This window comes from Micrococcus luteus, from assembly GCF_022664405.1.
Lineage (GTDB): Bacteria > Actinomycetota > Actinomycetes > Actinomycetales > Micrococcaceae > Micrococcus > Micrococcus luteus.
The window spans coordinates 1-17136 of record NZ_JAKRLB010000023.1 but is presented as its reverse complement, the minus strand read 5'-3'; the positions used below and the strand labels follow the sequence as shown (position 1 = coordinate 17136).

At 73.9% G+C, this 17136-nt stretch carries 12 protein-coding genes and 2 tRNA genes; 8 read left to right on the top strand and 6 right to left on the bottom strand.

Annotation, left to right across the window (positions count from 1 at the left end; translation table 11 throughout):
- Window positions 1-128 precede the first annotated feature (128 nt).
- Window positions 129-1604 carry a phosphomannomutase/phosphoglucomutase gene (locus tag MF605_RS10110; RefSeq protein WP_134415935.1) on the top strand — a complete coding sequence of 492 codons (1476 nt, stop codon included), beginning with the start codon at window positions 129-131 and terminating at the stop codon, window positions 1602-1604.
- Window positions 1605-1614: 10 nt separating this feature from the next.
- Here the strand turns inward: MF605_RS10110 and MF605_RS10105 are convergent, their stop codons facing one another.
- On the bottom strand, window positions 1615-3810 hold the full coding sequence (locus tag MF605_RS10105; RefSeq protein WP_134415937.1) for a RecQ family ATP-dependent DNA helicase: 2196 nt from the start codon (window positions 3808-3810) through the stop codon (window positions 1615-1617).
- Window positions 3811-3881: 71 nt separating this feature from the next.
- On the opposite strand from MF605_RS10105, the gene MF605_RS10100 reads away from it, so the two are divergent.
- Both MF605_RS10100 and MF605_RS10095 read left to right on the top strand, forming a co-directional pair.
- Entirely contained in the window at window positions 3882-4340 is a 459-nt protein-coding gene (locus MF605_RS10100) for an RrF2 family transcriptional regulator (protein WP_002858036.1), read from the top strand.
- A 94-nt stretch (window positions 4341-4434) separates the two neighbouring features.
- Complete coding sequence (locus tag MF605_RS10095) at window positions 4435-5625, top strand: globin domain-containing protein (RefSeq protein WP_134415939.1); 1191 nt, start codon at window positions 4435-4437, stop codon at window positions 5623-5625.
- 67 nt (window positions 5626-5692) lie between these two features.
- Here MF605_RS10095 and MF605_RS10090 read toward each other — a convergent pair whose 3' ends face one another.
- Window positions 5693-7537, bottom strand: a complete 1845-nt coding sequence (locus tag MF605_RS10090; RefSeq protein WP_049147908.1) for a phosphoenolpyruvate carboxykinase (GTP) — start codon at window positions 7535-7537, stop codon at window positions 5693-5695.
- Between the two features lie 244 nt (window positions 7538-7781).
- On the opposite strand from MF605_RS10090, the gene MF605_RS10085 reads away from it, so the two are divergent.
- Window positions 7782-7855: transfer RNA gene (locus MF605_RS10085), tRNA-Arg, on the top strand.
- Window positions 7856-7934: 79 nt separating this feature from the next.
- Here MF605_RS10085 and MF605_RS10080 read toward each other — a convergent pair.
- From MF605_RS10080 to upp, 3 genes are all read right to left on the bottom strand, one after another.
- Complete coding sequence (locus MF605_RS10080; protein ID WP_002854135.1) at window positions 7935-8459, bottom strand: SixA phosphatase family protein; 525 nt, start codon at window positions 8457-8459, stop codon at window positions 7935-7937.
- A 70-nt stretch (window positions 8460-8529) separates the two neighbouring features.
- Window positions 8530-9318 carry a winged helix-turn-helix domain-containing protein gene (locus MF605_RS10075; RefSeq protein ID WP_036341497.1) on the bottom strand — a complete coding sequence of 263 codons (789 nt, stop codon included), beginning with the start codon at window positions 9316-9318 and terminating at the stop codon, window positions 8530-8532.
- A 475-nt stretch (window positions 9319-9793) separates the two neighbouring features.
- Window positions 9794-10429 carry a uracil phosphoribosyltransferase gene (upp, locus tag MF605_RS10070; protein ID WP_119217943.1) on the bottom strand — a complete coding sequence of 212 codons (636 nt, stop codon included), beginning with the start codon at window positions 10427-10429 and terminating at the stop codon, window positions 9794-9796.
- 83 nt (window positions 10430-10512) lie between these two features.
- Here upp and MF605_RS10065 point away from each other — a divergent pair, with 83 nt between their 5' ends.
- Window positions 10513-11019 carry a nucleoside deaminase gene (locus tag MF605_RS10065; RefSeq protein WP_060775573.1) on the top strand — a complete coding sequence of 169 codons (507 nt, stop codon included), beginning with the start codon at window positions 10513-10515 and terminating at the stop codon, window positions 11017-11019.
- A 74-nt stretch (window positions 11020-11093) separates the two neighbouring features.
- Window positions 11094-11184, top strand: a tRNA-Ser gene (locus tag MF605_RS10060).
- 66 nt (window positions 11185-11250) lie between these two features.
- Here MF605_RS10060 and MF605_RS10055 read toward each other — a convergent pair.
- Window positions 11251-12339 (bottom strand): alpha/beta hydrolase, encoded by a 1089-nt coding sequence (locus tag MF605_RS10055; RefSeq protein WP_134415941.1) that lies wholly within the window; start codon window positions 12337-12339, stop codon window positions 11251-11253.
- A gap of 105 nt (window positions 12340-12444) precedes the next feature.
- Here MF605_RS10055 and MF605_RS10050 point away from each other — a divergent pair, with 105 nt between their 5' ends.
- Both MF605_RS10050 and MF605_RS10045 read left to right on the top strand, forming a co-directional pair.
- Window positions 12445-12903, top strand: coding sequence for a 23S rRNA (pseudouridine(1915)-N(3))-methyltransferase RlmH (locus tag MF605_RS10050; RefSeq protein WP_174232859.1), 459 nt, complete (start codon window positions 12445-12447; stop codon window positions 12901-12903).
- Window positions 12900-17136, top strand: a 4237-nt coding sequence (locus tag MF605_RS10045; protein WP_242821280.1) for an ATP-dependent helicase, incomplete at its 3' end; no start/stop codon positions are given. The genes MF605_RS10050 and MF605_RS10045, both read left to right, overlap by 4 nt.

Below are 17136 nucleotides of genomic sequence, written 5' to 3'. Positions count from 1 at the left end.
TACGCGGGCTCCCCGGGAGCGGCCGGCGCGGGTCCCGACGGCGGGACGGCCGGGGGCCCCGCGCTCGGGGGCGGAGTGGTCGGGGGCACGCCCTCACTGTATCCAGGCTGTCCACTACGATCGGTCGGGTGACTACCTCGACCCCCTCCCTCGACCTGCACGACTCCTTCAAGGCGTACGACGTCCGCGGCATCGTGGGCGAATCCATCACGGCGGAGAGCGTCCGCGCGGTGGGCGCGGCCTTCGTGGACGTGCTGGGCCTGGCCGGTCAGACCGTGCTGGTCGGCGGGGACATGCGCCCCTCCTCGCCCGCGTTCATGACGGCCTTCGCCGAGGGTGCCACGCGCCGCGGCGCCGACGTCGTCACCCTGGGGCTGATCTCCACGGACATGCTCTACTACGCGGCGGGCGTGAAGCAGGCCGCTGGCGTGGTGTTCACCGCCTCGCACAACCCGGCCGAGTACAACGGCATGAAGATGGCCCAGGCCGGCGCCGTGCCGGTCTCCTCGGACACCGGGCTGTTCGAGATCCGCGACGCGGCCCAGGCCTACCTCGACGCCGGTGAGATCCCCGCGGCCGAGACCACCGGCACCGTGACGGAGGAGGACATCCTCCCCGGTTACGCCGCGTACCTGCGCTCGCTCGTGGACCTGACGGGGGTGCGCCGCCTGAAGGTCGTGGTGGACGCGGGCAACGGCATGGCGGGCAAGACCACCCCGGCTGTCCTCGGCGACGCCGAGCTGGCCGCCCTGCCGCTGGAGATCGAGCCGCTCTACTTCGAGCTGGACGGCACCTTCCCGAACCACCCGGCCAACCCGCTGGAACCGGAGAACCTCCGGGACCTGCAGGCCGCCGTCGTGGAGCACGGCGCGGACATCGGCCTGGCCTTCGACGGCGACGCCGACCGCTGCTTCGTGATCGACGAGCAGGGCGCCCCGGTCTCCCCCTCCGCGGTCACCGCCCTGGTGGCCCGCCGCGAGATCGCCCGCGCGAAGGCCGACGGTGAGCAGACCCCCGTGGTCATCCACAACCTGATCACCTCCCGCGCCGTCCCCGAGCTCGTGGCGGCCGACGGGGGCCGGGCCGTGGAGACCCGCGTGGGCCACTCCTTCATCAAGGCGGTCATGGCCGCCGAGTCCGCCGTCTTCGGCGGCGAACACTCCGCGCACTACTACTTCCGCGACTTCTTCAACGCGGACACCGGCATGCTCGCGGCCATGCACGTGCTGGCGGCCCTGGGCGGCCAGGAGCAGCCGCTGTCCGAGCTGGCCGAGGAGTACGAGCCGTACGTGGCCTCCGGAGAGATCAACTCGCAGGTCGTGGACAAGGACGCCGCCGTGGCCGCGGTGGTGGCGCAGTTCGCCCCCGCCGTGGGCGAGGGCGTCGGCGAGGGCCAGGCCGTGCACGAGGACTTCGCCGGGGTGGCCACCACGGTGACCCGCATGGACGGCACCACGGTCGCCGCCCAGGACGGCACGTGGTGGTTCAACCTCCGCCCGTCCAACACGGAGCCGTTCCTGCGCTACAACGGCGAGGCCCGCACGGCCGCCACCATGGAGGCGCTCCGCGACGCCGTGCTGGCGATCGTCCGCGCGGAGCGCTGACCGCGGCGGCTCATCCGGCCTGGGCGAGGACGAGCGGCAGCACCCCCTGGGCGCCGGCCTCGCGCAGCACCCGCGCAGCCTCGGCGAGCGACCACCGCGAGTCGACGAGGTCGTCGACGAGCAGCACGGGGCCGTGGCGGCCGGCGTCCGGGGCGGTGCGCAGCATCTGCGCCATCGACTCGGGGACGGCGAACCGGCCGTACACGGACCCGAGCCGGTAGGCGCTGTTGCCGCCCGGCCCGGCCGTGGGGCCGCCGCGCGCGTGCTCGAGCGAGCCGAGGAACGGAAGCCGGCCGATTTGGGCGATCCCCTCGGCGAACGACCCCACCAGCTGCGGGCGGGTGCGCGAGGGCATCGCGACGACGGCGATCGGCCGCGTCCGCCACCCCCAGCCGGCCAGGACGTCGACGGCGCCCCGCAGGACCTCCTCCGGCACCGGGGCGTCCTCCCGGTCCAGCAGGTCCCGCAGGACGGTGCCCCACCCGAGGTCTGTCAGGCGGGCGAGCGCGCGGCCCTCCTCGGCCTGTGACTCGGACGCGATGCGCCCCTTGACGGGCACGCCGAGCCGGTCCATGCCCGAGGGCCACATGCGACGGGGCTCGATCGGCACACCGGTGCGGCGCAGGGCGGCCTCCGCGCGCTCACGCGCCGCCCCGTCCGATCCCGTCGGGTACCAGGGGCCGGCGCAGACGTCGCAGCGGCCGCACGGCGCGGCGGTGGGGTCGTCCAGGGTGCGGGCCAGGAACTCCATGCGGCACCGGTCCGTGGTCTGGTAGTCGAGCATGAGCCGCTCCTCGGCCCGGCGGGCCTCGGCCACGCGGGCGTACCGCTCGGCGTCGTACGTCCACTCCCGCCCGGTGGCGCGCCAGCCGCCGCCCACCCGCTCGACCGCCCCGTCCACGGCGAGGACCTTGAGCAGCAGCTCCAGGGAGGTGCGCTTGATCCGCACGGCCGGCTCGAGCGCCGCCACGGAGAGGGCCCCGCCGTGGTCCGCGAGCGCCCCCAGCACGGCGCGCGCCTGCTCCTCGTCCGGCATGGAGGCGGTGGCGAAGTACTCCCAGATGCGACGGTCCTCGGGCCCGGGCAGCAGGAGCACGTCCGCGTGGTCCGTCCCTCGGCCGGCGCGGCCGACCTGCTGGTAGTACGCCACGGGAGAGCCCGGCGCACCGAGGTGCACCACGAACGTCAGGTCCGGCTTGTCGAAGCCCATGCCGAGCGCCGAGGTGGCCACGACGGCCTTCACCCGGTTTGCCTTGAGGTCCTCCTCGATCTCGGCGCGACGCTCCGGGTCCGTGCGGCCCGTGTAGGCGACCACCTCGTGCCCCGCCTCGCGCAGGGCGCGCGCCGTGTCCTCGGCGGCGGAGACGGTGAGGGTGTAGACGATCCCGGAGCCCGGCAGGTCCCCGAGGTGGTCGAGGAGCCAGGCCAGGCGCGCGGCCGGGCTGGGCATGCGCAGCACGCCCAGGCGCAGCGAGGCGCGGGCCAGGGGGCCGCGGAGCACGAACACGTCCTGCTCGGAGGCGACGCCGAGCTGCTCCACCACGTCCGCCACCACACGGGCGTTGGCCGTGGCGGTGGTGGCCAGCACGGGCACCGCGCGCGGCCCCTCGGCGGGAAGCAGCCCGATCAGGTCCCGGATGCGGCGGTAGTCCGGCCGGAAGTCGTGTCCCCAGTCGGAGATGCAGTGGGCCTCGTCCACCACGAGCAGGCCCATGCGCGCCACGAGGTCCGGCAGCTGCTCGTCCCGGAACCGGGGGTTCGTGAGGCGCTCGGGCGAGATCAGCAGCACGTCCACCTCGTCCGCCGCGAGCCGAGCGCGGACCTCGTCCCACTCCGTGGCGTTCGCCGAGCTCACGGACACCGCGCGCACGCCCGCCCGGGCCGCGGCCGCGACCTGGTCCCGCATGAGCGCGAGCAGCGGGGAGACGATCAGGGTGGGCCCTGCGCCGCGGGCGCGCAGCAGCAGGGAGGCCACGAAGTACACGGCGGACTTGCCCCAGCCGGTGCGCTGCACCACCAGGGCGCGGCGGCGGTGGGCCACGAGCGCCTCGATCGCCTCGAACTGCCCGTCCTTGAATCGCGCGTCCGTCCGGTCCACGAGCCGACGCAGGACGGCCAGGGCCTCCTCGTGCAGCGCGGCGTCGCCCCCCGGTACGGAGGTCTCGGGGAGGCGGGGGCCGGCGTCGGGGTGCGAGGTGGCGTCCATGGCGTCAGTATGCCAACCGGCCCGGACACCGCAGGCGCGGCGGGGCCGTGCACCGGTGGGATGATGGGGGGATGAAGCTGAGCGCCTACACCGACGTCTGCCTGCGGGTGCTGATGACGCTCGCGGCCGCCGAGGGCGAACGGCTCACCAGCCAGCAGATCGCGGACCGGATCCAGGTGCCCTACAACCACGTGATCAAGGCGGTCGCCGAGCTGCGCCGCCGCGGGACCATCGAGGTGCTGCGCGGTCGGCACGGCGGGGCCATGATCGCCGCGGCCGGTCTGGACCAGCGTGTGGGCGAGCTCGTGCGCTCGCTGAGCAGCCGCGACGAGGTGATCGACTGCGCCGGGCGCGACTCCGGGGTGGCGTGCCCCTACGCCGGCGACTGCCGCCTGCGCGGCGCCCTGCACCGCGCACGCGAGGCCTTCCTCGCCGAGCTCGACACCGTGCGGATCCGGGATCTGGTGAGCGCTGGGCCTGTCGGCGGGCCCGTGCTGCTGGGCCTGCCGGAGATCCCCGTGGCGCACTGACGGAACGGGCCGGGGGCGAGTTCCCGGCGGCGACGGCCGGGTGTAATCTGGCAAAATCAGCGCAAGATTCCCCACCGAGGAGACGGAGACCCCCGTGCTGTCCGAGAAGTCCCGCCCCGTCATCGAGGCCACCGCCGCCGTCGTCGCCGAGCACATGCCGGAGATCACGCCCCTGTTCTACGCCCACATGTTCGAGGCCCACCCCGAGCTCCTCGACGGCGTCTTCTCCCGCGCCAACCAGCGCAACGGCGAGCAGGCGCAGGCCCTCGCCGGCTCCATCGTGAAGTTCGCGGTGCACCTGCTCGAGAACCCGGGCACCCTGCCCGAGGCCGTCCTGTCCCGCATCGCCCACAAGCACACCGCCCTCGGCATCGTCGAGGAGCAGTACCCGATCGTCTACGAGAACCTCTTCTGGGCCATCGGCGAGGTGCTCGGCGACGCCGTCACCCCCGCGGTGGCCGACGCCTGGACCGAGGTCTACTGGCTCATGGCCGACGCCCTCATCAAGATCGAGAAGGGCCTCTACGCCCAGCAGGCCAACGACAGGATGTGGACGGATTGGAAGGTCGTCGCGAAGGAGCCCACCGGCAACGCGGCCGTCACCTTCCGCTTCGAGCCGGCCGACGACACCCCGCAGACCCGCGGCAAGGCCGGCGGCTACGTGTCCGTACGACTGAAGGTCGAGGACGGCCTGCGCCAGTGCCGCCAGTACTCCCTCTCCGAGAAGGCCGGGTCCACCACCGAGCGCGTCATCACCGTGAAGCTGGACGAGGGCGGCGAGGTGTCGCCGATGCTCATCCAGAACGTGGAGGTCGGCGACGTCATCGAGCTGTCCAACCCCTACGGCGACATCACCCTCGAGGACGAGGACTCCACCGCTCCCCTGGTCCTGGCGACCGCCGGCATCGGCATCACCCCGGCCGCGGCGATCATGGACGCCCTCGCCCAGCAGGGCTCGGACCGCCAGGTCCTCCTCTTCCACGGCGACGCGTCCTGGGAGGCCGTGGCCCTGCGGGAACAGGTGACGGAGTCCCTGGCGGCGCTGCCGCACGGTGACGCCCGCCTCTTCCTCGGGGTGCGACCCGAACAGGACCCCGAGGGCGTCACGACCGTCGAGGGTGTGATGCACTTCGACGACGTCGAACTGCCCCGCGACGGGCACTACATCCTGTGCGGCCCGCTCGCGTTCATGCAGTCCACCCGCTCGAAGCTGATCGACGCCGGCGTGCCCGCGACGTCCATCCGCTACGAGATCTTCGGCCCGGACCTCTGGCTCGCCGCCTGATCCGGCCCCGGAGCGCGGAACGGCCCGCACCCCTCACGGGTGCGGGCCGTTCCGCGTGCGGCGGGGCTCAGGCCTGGGCGAACCGGGCCTTCTGCGCCTCGAAGCGCTCACGCACGACGGCGGGCAGCGACTCGCCGAACCGGCCGAGCCACTGCTCGATGAGCTCGTTCTCCTCGGCCCACTCCGCGGCGTCGACCTTGAGGGCGTCCTCGAGGTCCTCGGCCGACACCTCGATGCCGGACAGGTCGAGCGAGCCCGCGGCCGGCACGAGACCGATCGGGGTCTCCTCGGCCTCGGCCTTGCCCTCGAGGCGCTCCACGACCCACTTCAGGACGCGCGAGTTCTCGCCGAAGCCGGGCCAGGCGAAGCCGCCGTCGCGGTTGCGGCGGAACCAGTTGACCAGGTAGATGCGCGGCAGCTTCTCCGGGTCGGCCTTGCCGGACTCCCTGACCCAGTGGGCCAGGTAGTCGCCGGCGTCGTAGCCGAGGAACGGCAGCATGGCCATCGGGTCGCGGCGCACCACGCCGACGGCGCCGGCGGCGGCCGCGGTGGTCTCCGAGGAGAGGGTGGCGCCCTTGAGGATGCCGTCCTCCCAGTCGAAGGCCTCGGTCACCAGCGGCACGGTGGTCTTGCGGCGGCCGCCGAACAGGATGGCGTCCAGCTTCACACCCCGCGGGTCGCGGTACTCGTCGGCCAGCATGTCCGTCTGCTCGATGGGCGTGCAGAACCGGGAGTTCGGGTGGGCGGCCGGGGTGCCGGACTCGGGCGTCCAGTCGTTGCCGCGCCAGTCGGTGAGGTGCTCGGGGACCTCGTCCGTCATGCCCTCCCACCACACGCCGCCGTCGTCGGTGAGGGCGACGTTGGTGAAGATGGAGTTGCCCTTGGAGATCGCGCGCATGGCGTTCGGGTTGGTGGACCAGCCGGTGCCGGGGGCGACGCCGAAGTAGCCGGTCTCCGGGTTGATCACGCGGAACTCGCCGTCCTTGCCGGCGCGGATCCAGGTGATGTCGTCGCCCAGGGTCTCGGCCTTCCAGCCCTCGATCGTGGGGTCGATGAGGGCGAGGTTGGTCTTGCCGCAGGCCGACGGGAAGGCACCGGTGATGTGGTAGGACCGGCCCTCGGGGTTGGTCAGCTTGAGGATCAGCATGTGCTCGGCGAGCCAGGCCTCGTCCCGGGCCATCACGGAGGCGATGCGCAGCGCGTAGCACTTCTTGCCGAGCAGGGCATTGCCGCCGTAGCCGGAGCCGAAGGACCAGATGGAGCGCTCCTCGGGGAAGTGCACGATCCACTTGGTCTCGTTGCACGGCCACGGCACGTCCTGCTCGCCCGGCTCCAGCGGGGCGCCCACGGAGTGCACGGCCGGCACGTAGAAGGCCTGCTCGCGGGACATCTTGTCCAGCACGTCCTGGCCGATGCGGGCCATGATGCGCATCGACAGGACCACGTAGGCGGAGTCGGTGATCTCCACGCCGTACTTCGGGTCCTCGGCGTCGAGGTGGCCCATCACGAACGGGATCACGTACATGGTGCGGCCGCGCATGGCGCCGGTGAACGCGTCGTCGAGGATGCCGTGCATCTTCGCCGGGTCCATCCAGTTGTTGGTGAAGCCGGCGTCCTCCTCCTTCTCGGAGCAGATGAAGGTGCGGTCCTCCACGCGGGCGACGTCGGCGGGATCGGAGAACGCGGCGAAGGAGTTGGGGAACTTGTCCTCGGCCAGGCGGGTCAGGGTGCCCGCCGCCACGAGCTCGTCCGCGAGGCGGTCGCGCTCCTCCTCGGAGCCGTCGACCCACTGGACGGAGTCCGGCTGCGTCAGCTCTGCAATCTGAGCGACCCACTCGCGCAGCTGGGCGTAGTCCGTGGGCGCGTCCGCCAGGGCGCGATCCGCGAACGAGGTGGTGGCGTTGTCAGCCATGGTGGAGAGTCCTCCCATTGGGGTCCGGGGCCGTTCCGTCCCGTCCACTCCGATGCGTGCACCGCCGAAGCGCGCACCACATCGTTGTGGCCGCACGGTCCTGCCATGGTACCCGAGCCCGGCTATCATGGCCGCGCCCCCGCCACACCCCCGACACAGACCGCCGCAGACCGTCGATTTGCACTTCGCCGGAGAGGTCCTGTAGTGTTCTACGAGTTCGAGCCGCTCCGGCGGATCGGATGATGCGCCCATAGCTCAGCTGGATAGAGCGTCTGTCTACGGAACAGAAGGTCAGGGGTTCGAATCCCTTTGGGCGCACGATCGGAAGGCCCCGCTCCTGCTGGAGCGGGGCCTTCGTCATGTCGGCGCGCCTCTGCCACGCGCGCCGCCGCGGAGGTCAGCGCCCCGGAACCACGAAGTGCGTCAGGGCGGCGTCGCGGCCGTCGAGCTCGGCCCACGGCTTCTCCACCCGGAACACCTGCATCCCGAGCGTCGGGTAGTGCTCGCTCATGCGCAGCGCCGCGTCCTGGTCCGAGTCCAGGCTCATCAGCCGCATGCCCAGCTCCTGCACCCACGGCATGTGGCCCACCACCAGCAGCCGTCGCGTGGTCTCCTCCGTCTCGTTGACGACGGCCAGGGCCCGCGCCGCGTCGGCGCCGTAGAGCCGCGGGTCCAGGTAGGGCGTGGGTGCCAGCTCGCCCAGGCGCTCGCACACCCACACGCACGTCTGACGGGTGCGCAGCGCATCGGAGCACACGACGGCGTCCGGGACGAGGTCGTGCTCGCGGAGCCAGTCGCCGGCGGCGGGCGCCTGGGCGTGGCCTCGCTCGGCGAGCGGGCGGGCATGGTCGTCGGCCGCGTCGGGCCAGCCGGCCTTGGCGTGCCGGAGGACGATCAGGGTCTTCGCGTCGGCGGTGCTCATGCGGCCAGGCTACGGCGACGGCCCCCGCTCGGGTGAGCGGGGGCCGTCGCCGGACACGGGCGGGCGCAGGTCAGATGCAGTACTCCGGCGCCGCCCACACGACCACCTCGGGGTGGCGGTAGAAGCGGTAGCCCTGGCCGCGCACGGTGCGCACGGTGTTCGCCAGGCGGCCGAGCTTGGCGCGCAGTCGGCGGATGTGCACGTCGATGGTGCGCTCGTTGGGCACCTCGTCGGCGTTGCGCCACAGGGCGTCGAGCAGCTCCTCGCGGCCGACGGTGCGCTCACCGTTCTCCACGAGGTAGTTCAGGAGCTCGAACTCCTTGAAGGTGAGGTTCAGCGACTCGCCGTCCAGCTGCACCTCGCGCCGGGACAGGTCGATCAGCACACCGGGCTGGCGCGTGGACACGGGGGCCGGCGCCTGTGCCAGGTCGGGACTGGCACCGCCCTGCACGGTCGGATCGCCGAGCACCTGGCGCACGACCTCGAGGTCGCGGCCCTCGGCCCCGGCGGGGGCCAGGGCGACGGCGGCGTGCGACTCCGCCCCGGGGACGAGGGACTCCACGTAGTGGCGCAGCTCGTTGGCCAGCCGCGTGAGGGAGGTGCCGGCGGCCGAGGCGGCCAGCTCGTCCATGCCCACGTAGATGACGAACCCGCGGGCCTCGTTCTCCCGGGCCACCGCCTGGGGACCCGGGATGCCGTTCGGCGCCAGGACCGGCGTCGGCGCCGTCTGGGAGTCGGGGGCGTCGGTGCCACCGGCCAGGCGCAGGCCTGCGCGGGCCTGGCCTCGGCGGGACATGCCGTCGGCCCGGCGCTGCGCGTTGCGGACGGAGATGTGCACGTATCCGGCGGACTGACCCATGGCCACCACTCCTCTTTCGGCTCATGGCCCCTCCACCGCTCGGTCGGTGCGGCGGACGAGGCGTCACATGACAAGAATGTGACTTCACCGAGGGGACTGGCAAGTAACGTTCGCACTTTTGTCTCATTATTTGAGAAGAAGAGTCCTGAATGTGCTCAACATCACTATTCGCGGATCGGAATAGCGTCGCGCCGTCGCTCGGCTCGCCCGCGGGACTCTTTTCATTGTTCGACAGGGGAGAGTGCACCGCAGGACCAGTGCGTATGCGGAATATTTATGCAGGCGACTTCCAGGCATTCCATATGACGCCATAATGACGGGTCACAGCGGGCCATGACGTCCACTAAATGGACGACACATTCGCGGCTCCGCTTGACGTCCCCGCCGGAGACGCTCCCGTGAGACGACCACGGTCCCCGCCGGGTGGGGGCGGGGGCCGTGGTCGTCTCGTGGCGGACGCGGAGGTCCGTTCAGGTCATTCCGCCAGACCGTAGAGCCGGTCGCCGGCATCGCCGAGGCCGGGGACGATGTAGGACCGCTCGTCCAGGCGCTCGTCGACGGCGGCCAGGTACAGGTCCACCTCGACGTCGCCCAGCGAGGCCTCCAGCCGCCCGATGCCCTCGGGCGCTCCGAGCAGGCAGAGGCACGTGACCCGCGCCGCGCCGCGCTGGTAGAGGAAGCGGATGGCCTCGATCAGCGTGCCTCCCGTGGCCAGCATGGGGTCCAGGACGAACACGTGACGCCCGGACAGGTCGGCGGGCAGCCGCTCCGCGTAGGTGACGATGTCCAGCGTCTCCTCATTGCGGGCCATGCCGAGGAACCCGACCTCGGCGGACGGCGCCATCTTGGTCATCCCCTCCAGCATCCCGAGCCCCGCGCGCAGGATCGGCACGACCAGCGGACGCGGGCGGGCCAGCCGGAAGCCGGTGGTCTCGGTCACCGGGGTCTCGATCCGCACCTCCTCCATGGCCACGTCGCGCGTCGCCTCGTAGGCGAGCAGCATCACAAGCTCCTCCGTGAGCTGCCGGAAGATCATGGACGGGGTCTTCTTGTCCCGCAGGACGCTGAGCTTGTGGGCCACGAGCGGGTGGTCGACGATGTGGACGCGCATGGCGCCCACGGTACCGCCCGCGCGCGCCCCTCCGCCCGAGCCCGCGCCCGCGGGGGCGCCGCCACCGCCGCTAGGCTGGCCGCGTGTCCGCCCCCGTCCCCTCCCCCGCGCCCACGGCTGAGCAGGAGCACGCGTGGATGGGCCTGGCACTCCGGGCCGCCCGCGCGGCCGGGGCGGCCGGCGACGTGCCGATCGGCGCCGCCCTCGTGGCCGGCGACGGGACCGTCCTGGCCGTCGTCGGGAACGAGCGGGAGCAGCACCACGACCCCACCGCCCACGCCGAGGTCCTCGCGCTGCGCCGCGGAGCGGAGCTGCGGGCCGCCGCCGGGGCGGGCGACGGCTGGCGCCTGACGGACTGCACCCTCGTGGTGACCCTCGAGCCCTGCCCCATGTGCGCCGGTGCGCTGCTGCTGGCCCGGATTCCGCGCGTCGTGTTCGGGGCGTGGGACCCGAAGGCGGGCGCGTGCGGATCGGTGCTGGATGTGGTCCGCGACCCCCGCTTCAACCACCGGGTGCAGGTCCGCGCCGGCGTCCGTTCCGAGGAGAGCGCGGCGCTGCTGCGGGGGTTCTTCGCGGCACAGCGCGACTGAACGCGCCCGTGCCCGACGACGGCGGGCGACCGGTTTGGGCGCGCCGCCACGGCTCGGGTAGGGTGTCCTGGTCTGGTGACGTGTCCGAGCGGCCGAAGGTGCAGCACTCGAAATGCTGTGTACGGTAACCCCGTACCGTGGGTTCAAATCCCACCGTCACCGCCAGATGTGCAGCCCGGGAGCCTCGTGCTCCCGGGCTTTCGCCATGCCGGGGCGGGTCCGGCCGCCGGCTCAGCGCGGCAGGACGGCGTCCAGGAACGAGGCCACCGCGGACCACGAGATGGAGGCGTGCACGGCACTGGCCGGCACACCGGTGCGGAGCACCTCAGCGCTGCGGGTCTTCGCGGTCATCATGCCCAGGTCGTGGCCGCCCTCGGCCACCGAGTAGAACGCGGTGCGCAGTCCGGCGGCCTCGGCGGCCCGGTACAGCTCGAGGCTCTGTCCCCACGGGACCGTGACGTCCTTGCGCCCATGGACGACCAGCAGGGGCGGCGAGTCCGGGCGCACGTGCGCGATCGGCGAGGCCAGCCGGGTCAGGCCGCCCGAGGCCAGGACCGGCACCCCCAGCATGTCCGACTTGGTGCTGTGGTCGTCGAGGTGGCAGTGCTCGAGCCGGTTCGCGCGGTTGTAGTCCGCGCACGCGCCCGGGAGCATCTGGCGGTTCATCCTCAGGAAGTCCGTGGGGCCGAAGAAGTCCACGATCGCGTGGACGCGGTCCTCCTCCGGGATCGCGTGGCCGCCGTCGGGCACCTCCCGGCCGGGCAGCGGCACCTGCTCGCGGTCCAGGTCCTGTCCGCCCGTGAGGCCGGCCATGAGGGCGTTCCAACCGCCCGACGACGAGCCGGCCACGGCCACCCGCCCCGCGTCCAGCTGCAGGCCCGGGGCGTTGCGCCGCACCCAGCGGACCGCCGCCGTCGCGTCCTCCACCTGGGCGGGGAACGTGCCCTGCTTGGAGCTGCGCACCGAGAACGCGGCGACGGCGTAGCCGTGCGGGACCAGGCCGCGGGCGACGTCGACACCGTCGCTGTAGCCGCGATCGCTGCGCCAGCCGGAGCCCGCGTTCCACACGAGGACCGGGAACGGGCCCTGGCCCGGCGGCCGGTACACGTCGATGCGTCCGGCGCGCCCGGGCAGGGCCGCGTACGTGTGCCCGGTGGAGCTGCGCATGCCGTACAGGGCCGTCGCGTTGGCGCCCAGCGGCCCGGCGGGCGCGCCGGCCAGGTCGGTGACGACGGCCACCCCGCCCACCGCGAGGGCGCCGACCCCGAGGCCGAGCGCGGCGCGGCGGGACACCCGCGGGGACCGTGCGGTCGACGTCATGGGCCCCCTTCCGGTGCGGAGCCAGGCACCCCGCCCCGGCGAGCGTAACCGAGCGGCGGGGGCCGACCCCCGTACCGTGTCCGCGGCCGGTGCGATCATGGGGCCATGTCTGTTCGGGTGCTGGCCATCGGCAAGAAGCATGAGGCGTGGGTCGTCGACGGGATCGACCGCTACGAGCGGCGCCTCAAGAAGCCCTACGACCTCTCGTGGCGTCTGCTGCCGCACTCCGCGCGGCAGGAGGAGGCGGCGCGCACGGAGGAGTCGGACCGGATCCTGGGCGCGGTCGGCGCGGACGAGCACCTGATCCTGCTGGACGAGCGGGGGACGGCGTTCGACTCGCCGGGTCTGGCGCGGCACCTGCAGAGCCGGTTCGACGTCGGCGCCCCGGTGACGATGGTGATCGGAGGCGCGTACGGGGTGGACGCCCGGGTCCACGCCCGCGCGGACCGCGTCTGGTCCCTGTCCCCGCTCGTCTTCCCGCACCAGCTCGTGCGGCTGATCCTGGCGGAGCAGGTCTACCGAGCCCAGGAGATCTCCGCCGGCCGACCATACCACCACGCATGAGCGGGCCCGCGGAGACCGCAGCGGGCTCGGCCACGCCCGCGGCCGACGTCGTCCTGGGCCGGTTCACCGAACCCACGCGCGCCTGGTTCACGGGCGCGTTCGAGGCCCCGACGCCGGCCCAGCTCGGCGCGTGGGACGCGATCTCCTCGGGGCGGCACGCGCTGGTGATCGCGCCGACTGGCTCGGGCAAGACCCTCTCCTCCTTCCTCTGGGCGCTCGACTCGTTCGTGCGCGAGCCCGCCACCGAGGGGACGGCGGCCACCCGCGTCCTCTACGTCTCGCCGCTGAAGGCGCTCGGCGTGGATGTGGAGCGGAACCTGCGGGCCCCGCTGGTGGGCATCACGCAGACCGCCGCGCACCAGGGCAGGCCCGTGCCGCGCGTGCGGGTGGGTGTGCGCTCCGGGGACACCCCGGCGGCCGAGCGGCGGCGCCTGCAGCAGGATCCGCCGGACATCCTCATCACCACGCCCGAGTCGCTGTACCTCATGCTCACCTCGCAGGCCCGAGCGGCGCTGGCCGGGGTCCGCACGGTGATCGTGGACGAGGTGCACGCCGTGGCCGGGACCAAGCGCGGCGCCCACCTGGCCGTCTCCCTCGAGCGCCTGGACGCCCTGCTGGACACGCCGGTGCAGCGGATCGGCCTGTCCGCCACGGTCGAGCCGGCCGCCGAGGTGGCCCGGTTCCTCGGCGGCACGCAGCCGGTGACGGTGGTGCGGCCCGCCTCGGCCAAGCGCTGGGACCTGACGGTCACGGTGCCGGTGCCGGACCTGACGGACCTCTCCTCCCCCGCCGCAGCCCACGACCTGGGGCCCGGCTCCTCGACGGGCGGGCTCGGCGACGAGGGCGCGGTGACGGGCGGGTCCATCTGGCCGCACGTCGAGGAGCGGATCGTGGACCTGGTGGCCGAGCGGCGTTCCACGCTCGTGTTCGCCAACTCCCGGCGCCTGGCCGAGCGCCTCACCGGTCGGCTCAACGAGATCTGGGAGGCCCGCGCCGAGGCGGCCGCCGCGGCCGAGCACCCGGACGCCGTCCCCGGCTTCCGCACACCGGACCCGACCGGCTTCCACGGCCCCGCCCAGGTGGCCGGGCAGACCGGCACCGGATCGGGCACCGTCTCCGACTTCGCCCGCGCCCACCACGGCTCCGTGTCCAAGGAGCAGCGCGCCATCGTCGAGGAGGCGCTGAAGACCGGCCAGATCCGCTGCGTCGTGGCCACGAGCTCGCTCGAGCTGGGCATCGACATGGGCGCGGTGGACCAGGTGATCCAGGTCGAGTCGCCGCCCTCGGTGGCCTCCGGTCTGCAGCGCGTGGGCCGCGCCGGCCACCAGGTGGGTGAGGTCTCCCGCGGCGTGTTCTTCCCCAAGCACCGGGGCGACCTCGTGGACACCGCCGTCGTGGCCGAGCGCATGACGGCCGGGCGCATCGAGTCGCTGCGGATCCCCGCCAACCCGCTGGACATCCTCGCCCAGCACACCGTGGCCGCCGTCGCCGTCGCGGACCTGGACGCGCAGGAGTGGTTCGACCTCGTGCGCCGGTCCGCGCCGTTCGCCACGCTGCCGTTCTCCGCCTACGAGTCCGTGCTCGACCTGCTGGCCGGCCGCTACCCCTCGGACGAGTTCGCCGAGCTGCGCCCGCGCATCCTGTGGGACCGGGAGAACGGCACGCTCGCCGCCCGCCCCGGCGCCCAGCGCCTCGCGGTCACCTCGGGCGGCACCATCCCGGACCGCGGCCTGTTCGGGGTGTTCCTGGCCTCCGACGGCGGCGCGGACGGCACCCCCGGCGGCGCGGCGGCCGGGGACACGGCCGAGTCGGCGGGCTCCGCGTCCGCGGGCTCGGCCCGCTCCGGCGGGCGCCGGGTCGGCGAGCTCGACGAGGAGATGGTCTACGAGTCCCGCGTGGGGGACGTCATCCTGCTGGGCGCCACGAGCTGGCGCATCGTGGACATCACCGCGGACCGCGTCCTGGTGCTGCCCGCCTACGGGCAGCCCGGCAAGCTCCCGTTCTGGCGGGGCGACGCCGCGGGCCGGCCGGCGGAGCTGGGCGACGCCGTCGGGCGCTTCCGCCGCGAGCTGGACGCGGACCCCGAGGCCGGCCGCACCCGCCTGGCCGCCGCGGGCCTGGACCCGTGGGCGCAGGACAACCTGCTGGCCTACCTGAAGGACCAGCGCGAGGCCACCGGGGTGCTGCCCACCGAGCAGACGCTCGTGGTGGAGCGGTTCACGGACGAGCTCGGCGACTGGCGCGTGGTGCTGCACTCCCCCTACGGCATGGCGGTGCACGCCCCGTGGGCGCTCGCGGTGGGGGCGCGGCTGGCGCAGCGGTACGGGCTGGAGACCGGCTCGGGCGCGGCGATGGCGGCCGACGACGGGATCGTGCTGCGCATCCCCCTGATGGACGCGGAGCCGCCGGGCGCGGAGCTGTTCGAGTTCACGGCCGAGGAGCTGGACGAGATCGTCACGGCGGAGGTCGGCGGGTCCGCGCTGTTCGCCGCCCGGTTCCGGGAGAACGCGGCCCGGTCCCTGCTGCTGCCGCGCCGTGACCCCGGGCGGCGGACCCCCCTGTGGCAGCAGCGGCAGCGGTCCGCGCAGCTGCTGGACGTGGCGCGGAAGCACCCGCGGTTCCCCGTGATCCTGGAGACCGTGCGCGAGGTGCTCCAGGACGTCTACGACCTCCCTGCGCTCAAGGAGCTCGCGGGGCGGGTGTCCTCGCGGGCCGTCCGGCTCGTGGAGGTCACGACGACGGCGCCCTCGCCGTTCAGCCAGTCCATCCTGTTCGGCTACATCGCCCAGTTCATCTACGAGGGCGACTCCCCGCTGGCCGAGCGCCGCGCCGCCGCGCTCTCCCTCGACCCGGCGCTGCTGTCCGAGCTGCTGGGCACGGAGGAGCTGCGCGAGCTGCTCGACGCCGGGGTCATCGCGGAGGTCGAGGCCCAGCTGCAGCGGCTCGCACCCGACCGGCGCGCCCGCGGGGCCGAGGGCGTGGCGGACCTGCTGCGCCTGCTGGGGCCGCTGTCCGTGGCCGAGGCCGCGCGGCGCACACGGGCCGAAGGGGAGACGGAGGAGGCCGCGGACGAGGCCGCCGTCGCCGGGATGCTGGCGGAACTCGAGCGCGCCGGCCGCGCGTTCCGCCTGCGCCAGGACGGGGTCGAGCGGTTCGCCGCCGTCGAGGACGCCGCCCGCCTGCGGGACGCGCTCGGCACGCCGATCCCGCACGGAGTGCCCACCGCATTCCTCGACCCGGTCGACGACCCGCTCGGGGACCTCGTGGGCCGCTATGCCCGCACCCACGGCCCCTTCACCGCCGCCGAGGCGGGGGCCGCGCTGGGACTGGGCGGCGCCGTCGTGCTCTCGGTGCTGCAGCGTCTGGCCACCGAGCGCCGCGTGAGCACGGGCGCGTTCCGGCCGGAGGGCACCCCCGGGGCCGCCGGCCTGGACGCCGAGTGGTGCGACGCCGAGGTGCTGCGGCGGATCCGCATGCGCTCCCTCGCCGCGCTGCGCGCCGAGGTCGAGCCGGTGGACCAGGCCGCCCACGCCCGGTTCCTCGCCGACTGGCAGCACCTGCGGCCGCGGACGGGGCGCGACGGGGCCTGGCGGCCGCCGGCCACGCTCGAGGGCGTGGACGGGGTGGCCACCGTCCTGGACCAGCTGGCCGGCACGCCCCTGCCCGCGAGCGCGTGGGAGTCCCTGGTGCTGCCCGCCCGCGTGCGGGACTACGCCCCCGCCCTGCTCGACGAGCTGCTGGCCACGGGCGAATACGTGTGGTCGGGCGTCGGGGAGGCCACCGGCAACGACGGCTGGGTGGCCCTGCACCCCGCCGACGCCGTGGACCTCACGCTGCGCCTGCCCGAGCCCGCGGAGGAGACACCGGCCGACGCCGCCCTGCGCGCGGCCGTGCTCGAGGTGCTCGCCGGCGGCGGGGCCTGGTTCTTCCCCCAGCTCGTGGAGCGGGTGCGGGCGGCGCAGGCGGCGGGCGACGACGGCGACGCGGGTGGCGCAGGCGGGGCGGGCGGCCCCGACCCGCACCGCGACCCGGCCGACCTGGCCCGCGGCCCCGCGGTGCTGGGCGCGCTGTGGGGCCTGGTGTGGGACGGCCGGGTCGGCAACGACACGTTCGCCCCCGTCCGCGGCCTGCTCTCGCTCGGCAAGACCGCGCACCGCACCGGCCGGCAGACGCCGCGGGCCCGCACCGCGCGGACGGGCGGGGCCGCGGGGGCGGCGGCCGGGCGCGGGCAGA

What these genes read in the sequence shown, in the direction of transcription:
- MF605_RS10080 (WP_002854135.1), bottom strand. Translation starts at nt 8,459, where the DNA reads ATGAGCACCGCCGACGCGAAGACCCTGATCGTCCTCCGGCACGCCAAG.
- MF605_RS10090 (WP_049147908.1), bottom strand. Translation starts at nt 7,537, where the DNA reads ATGGCTGACAACGCCACCACCTCGTTCGCGGATCGCGCCCTGGCGGAC.
- upp (WP_119217943.1), bottom strand. Translation starts at nt 10,429, where the DNA reads ATGCGCGTCCACATCGTCGACCACCCGCTCGTGGCCCACAAGCTCAGC.
- MF605_RS10100 (WP_002858036.1), top strand. Translation starts at nt 3,882, where the DNA reads ATGAAGCTGAGCGCCTACACCGACGTCTGCCTGCGGGTGCTGATGACG.
- MF605_RS10050 (WP_174232859.1), top strand. Translation starts at nt 12,445, where the DNA reads ATGTCTGTTCGGGTGCTGGCCATCGGCAAGAAGCATGAGGCGTGGGTC.
- MF605_RS10075 (WP_036341497.1), bottom strand. Translation starts at nt 9,318, where the DNA reads ATGGGTCAGTCCGCCGGATACGTGCACATCTCCGTCCGCAACGCGCAG.
- MF605_RS10105 (WP_134415937.1), bottom strand. Translation starts at nt 3,810, where the DNA reads ATGGACGCCACCTCGCACCCCGACGCCGGCCCCCGCCTCCCCGAGACC.
- MF605_RS10055 (WP_134415941.1), bottom strand. Translation starts at nt 12,339, where the DNA reads ATGACGTCGACCGCACGGTCCCCGCGGGTGTCCCGCCGCGCCGCGCTC.